At 71.6% G+C, this 4,240-nt stretch carries 4 protein-coding genes and 1 pseudogene; 1 reads left to right on the forward strand and 4 read right to left on the reverse strand.

What is annotated here, in order from left to right; all coding sequences use genetic code 11:
- Positions 1–326 (reverse strand): annotated as a pseudogene (locus tag P1P75_RS40015) (alpha/beta hydrolase); the annotation flags it as partial.
- A gap of 208 nt (positions 327–534) precedes the next feature.
- Between P1P75_RS40015 and P1P75_RS40020 the strand changes: the two are divergent.
- Entirely contained in the window at positions 535–1,143 is a 609-nt protein-coding gene (locus tag P1P75_RS40020; protein WP_319264615.1) for a TetR/AcrR family transcriptional regulator, read from the forward strand.
- Positions 1,144–1,219: 76 nt separating this feature from the next.
- Here the strand turns inward: P1P75_RS40020 and kynU are convergent, their stop codons facing one another.
- From kynU to P1P75_RS40035, 3 genes are all read right to left on the reverse strand, one after another.
- Positions 1,220–2,407 (reverse strand): kynureninase, encoded by a 1,188-nt coding sequence (kynU, locus tag P1P75_RS40025; RefSeq protein ID WP_319264617.1) that lies wholly within the window; start codon positions 2,405–2,407, stop codon positions 1,220–1,222.
- Positions 2,400–3,230, reverse strand: a complete 831-nt coding sequence (locus P1P75_RS40030) for a tryptophan 2,3-dioxygenase family protein (protein ID WP_086772549.1) — start codon at positions 3,228–3,230, stop codon at positions 2,400–2,402. The genes kynU and P1P75_RS40030 overlap by 8 nt, the downstream gene beginning before the upstream one ends.
- Before the next feature lie 373 nt (positions 3,231–3,603).
- Positions 3,604–4,017 (reverse strand): DUF3151 domain-containing protein, encoded by a 414-nt coding sequence (locus P1P75_RS40035; RefSeq protein ID WP_319264619.1) that lies wholly within the window; start codon positions 4,015–4,017, stop codon positions 3,604–3,606.
- Positions 4,018–4,240 lie beyond the last annotated feature (223 nt).

Genomic DNA, 4,240 nt, shown 5'->3' on the forward strand with positions numbered 1-4,240 from the left:
CCTCCACCCCCATCCCCATTCCCGTGAGCACCCGCGCCGGCGCCCGCACCCCGCCGGTACTCCACGTTGGCCACGGCGAAGCCCCGCCGGGCCAGGAAGCCCACGAACGGCGTGATGTGCCGACGGTCGTACGGTGCCCGCCACGCCCCTCCGTGCAGTACCACCACCAGCGGCACGGGGCCGGTCACGCCGCGCGGGGCGTAGAAGTCGATCAGCTGGTCGGGATGGTCGCCGTAGGCGGCGGTGGCGTCGGGCTCGACCGCCGGATGCGAGAAGGCGGACTCCTCTTCAGCGGCGGCCCGGGCTGCGACGACGTCGTCCGGCATGCTCCAACCTCTCAGCGACAAAACGGAATTGGACGGAACGGTTATGACGGACCCGGTGGGGACTCGGCCGTTGGCGGGGACGGTATCAGGCCCGTGACGTGCGCGGACACGCGGATGTCACGCTCGGTAAGGGTTAAACGGTTCTGCTGTTTCGTTACGCTGACGTCGTGGACGGGATGTCGCCCGTACGTGCACCAAGGAGGCCGTTATGTCCGCCGAGCCCGGCACTGTGCGTCCCGGAGGACGTACCGCACGTGTGCGTGCCGCCGTGTTGCGGGCGGCCGGGGACGTCCTGGTGGAGGAGGGGTTCGACCGGCTCGACCTCGCGGATGTCGCGCGGCGGGCGGAGGTCGGCAAGACGACCGTGTACCGGCGGTGGGGCTCCGTGACGGGGCTGGTCGCCGACCTCCTCGCGGACATGGCGGAGACGTCGTCGCCCCGCGAGGAGACGGGGGCCGTGCTGACCGATCTGCTGGCCAACGCGCTGCTGGTGCAACGGACGCTGGCCGATGTCCGGCAGGGCCCGCTGTTCCGTGCGGTGATCGCGGCGGCGGCCTGCGACGCGCGTACGGCGCAGGCGTTGCGGCGCTTCTACGAGGTACGGGTCGCCGAGTGGGCGCCTTGCGCGGAACAGGCGGTGACTCGGGGTGAGTTGCCGGTGGGGACCGACGCGGGGGCGGTGGTGCGGGCGGTTTCGGCGCCGCTGTACTACGAGTGGCTGACCGCGGGGGTGGTGCCGGACGGCCCCGCCGCGGAGCGGGCTGCGCGGGCCGCGCATGCCGCTGCCGTGGCGGGGGTCTACGTCCGTACTGAATGACCGCGCGGGCGGCACGACCGCCCGCCGCCAGGCGGCCGGCACCTCCCTCGGGCCAGGCGGCCGGCACCTTGCTCGGCTAGGAGTCCAGTACCTCCCCCAGCACCCTCGCCGCCCGTTCCACGTCCTCGAATCCGACGTACAGCGGGGTGAAGCCGAAACGGAGTACGTCCGGGCGGCGGAAGTCGCCCACGACGCCCCGTTCGGTCAGGCGGCGCATCACCTCGCCGGCGGCGTCGCAGCGCAGGGCGACCTGGCTGCCGCGCTGCTCGTGGGCGAGCGGGGTGAGGGACTCCACCGTGCCGTCGGGGACGTACGCGGCGACGCACTCCAGGAAGAAGTCCGTCAGCGCGAGGGACTTGGCTCGGACGGTGTCGACGGACACGCCCTCCCAGACCTCCAGCGCCGCCTCCAGGGCGAACATCGACAGGATGTCCGGGGTGCCGACACGCCCGCGCAGGGCCCCCGGCGCGGGCTCGTAGGAGGGCCGCATGCCGAACGGTTCGGCGTGCGAGTTCCAGCCCGGCAGCGGGGAGTCGAAGCGGTCCTGGTGGTCACGCCGTACGTACAGGTACGCCGGTGAACCCGGGCCGCCGTTCAGGTACTTGTAGGTGCAGCCGACCGCCAGGTCCACGCCGTGCTCGTCGAGTCCGACCGGCAGCGCGCCCGCGCTGTGGCACAGGTCCCAGACGGCGATCGCGCCCGCCGCGTGGACGGCGGCGGTGAGGGCCGGCAGGTCGTGCAGCCGCCCGGTGCGGTAGTCGACATGGTTGAGCAGCACCGCGGCCGTACGGTCCGACAGGGCCGCCGGCACCTCCTTAGGGGCCACCGGTCGCAGCGTACGGCCGGTCAGCCGGGCCGCCGACTCGGCGATGTAGCCGTCCGTGGGGAAGGTGGTCGCGTCGACGACGATCTCGTCCCGGTCCTCCCCCACGAGCCGCACCGCGCCGACAACCGCCTTGAGCACGTTGACACTTGTGGAGTCGCCCACGACGATCTGGCCGGGGCCCGCGCCCACCAGCGGGGCGATCCGGTCGCCGATCCGCTCGGGCGCGGTCCACCAGCCGCTCTCGTCCCAGGAGCGGATGCGCAGCTCGCCCCACTGGCGCCGGACCACGTCCTCCAGCCGCCCGGGGACGGCCACGGGCAGCGCGCCCAGCGAGTTGCCGTCGAGGTAGACGACGTCGTCGAGGACGAACTCCTTGCGCTTGTCGGCGAGTTCGTCGGCGGCGTCCAGTTCCCGGGCCGTGCGGGTGAGGTCAGACATAGGAGCGCGCCGTCCACAGCTCGGGGAAGACGTTCTTCTGCGCGCGCTTCTCCAGCCAGGCCACCCCGGCCGAACCGCCCGTGCCGGTCTTCGAGCCCATCGCGCGGCGGGTGGAGACGAGGTGGTCGTTGCGCCATCGCCACACCAGCTCGGCGACATCGGTCAACGCCTCACCGAGGCGGGCCAGTTCGTCGGACTCGTCGCCCGCGTAGAGGGCGGTCCACACCGCCTCGACCTCCGGCGACGGCTCGTAGCGCAGCGCGACGTCACGCGTCAGCACGGCCTCCGGCACGGCGTGCCCACGCCGGGCGAGCAGCCGCAGCACCTCGTCGTAGAGGCTCGGCTCGTGCAGCGCCTTCTCCAGTTCGGCGTGGACGCGCGGGGCGCCGCGGTGCGGCACCAGCATCGACGCGGACTTGTCGCCGAGCAGGAACTCCATGCGGCGGTACATCGCGGACTGGAAGCCGGAGCCCTCGCCCAGCGCGCTGCGGTATGAGTTGAACTGGGCCGGCGTGAGCTGCCCGAGGGGCTTCCAGGAGGCGTTCAGCGCCTCCAGCTCGCGCACGGAACGCTTCAGCGCGGCGACGGCCGTCGGCACGTCGTCCCGGCGCAGGGCACCGGCCGCGGTCTCCCACTCGTGGACGATGACCGTGAACCACAGCTCCATGACCTGGGTCGTGACCAGGAAGACCATCTCTCCGGGATCGTCGGAGAGGGTGTGCTGGAGGTGGGTGAGCACGTCCGCCTTGACGTAGTCCTCGTACGGCGTCGTGCCTGCGAAGTCGAGATGCGGGGTCTCGGGCTCGTGAGCCTCATGGGACATCGCTGTCTCCTGTTGTGTACTCCGGGTAGCGGTCCGCCCCTGCCGTTACCGACACGGGGGCCCCGGTCCCCTAGGGGCATCCTCCGCAATCGTCACCCGAAAGTGCAAGGCCCGCCCGATCACATCAGGCGGGCCCGTACCCCGGAAGTACTGGCCGGGTACCTGCCACAGCACCCGTCGGCACCGGCCCGGGACTAGAGGCCGTGTTTCGAAAGTCCCGTCTGCCGGGCGACGCCTGGCACGCACGCTCGCCGCGTTGTCGGGATCATCCCGATACAACCAGTATCGGGACGACCCTCCGCCTTGCGATCGCACGCACCGGACGCCGCCCGGCCTGCCCTTCGGACAGACGACGCTACTTTCGGAACATGCCCTAGCCCAGCGTCTGGGCGGCCGTCGGCGAGGAGTCCTTCAGGAACTGCGTGCAGCGCTCGTGCTCCTCCTGCTCGCCGATCGATCCGGCGGCGCGGGCGAGGGCGTGCAGGGCGCGCAGGAAGCCCCGGTTCGGCTCGTGCTCCCACGGCACCGGGCCGTGCCCCTTCCAGCCGCTGCGGCGCAGGCTGTCCAGGCCGCGGTGGTAGCCCGTACGGGCGTAGGCGTACGACTCCACGACGCTGCCGCGTTCGAAGGCGTCGTCGGCGAGCTGGGCCCAGGCCAGGGAGGACGTGGGGTACTTCGCGGCGACGTCGGCGGGAGCCGTGCCGGCCGCGAGCAGCTCGCGGGGCTCGGGGTCGTCGGGGAGGTGGGTCGGGGACGGTCCCCCGAGAAGGTTTTCGTGAATGGACATGGGTCCAGTCTGGGGGACCCGCCGGGATCCGCGCCGACGGGGTGGCCGCGACCGACCTGATACGACCGCTCCCGATACGACCGCTCCTTATACGACCGCCCGGCCACGAACCTGGCCCGATCCGGCCGTACGCCCCAGACACCGGCGCTCCACCGTGCTCTTATGAAAATGTACACTTTCCACAAAATGGAAAAAGGAGAAACACTTGGGGAGGGGATGAATA

This window comes from Streptomyces sp. ID05-39B (genome assembly GCF_033794725.1).
Classification (GTDB): Bacteria; Actinomycetota; Actinomycetes; order Streptomycetales; family Streptomycetaceae; genus Streptomyces; species Streptomyces bobili.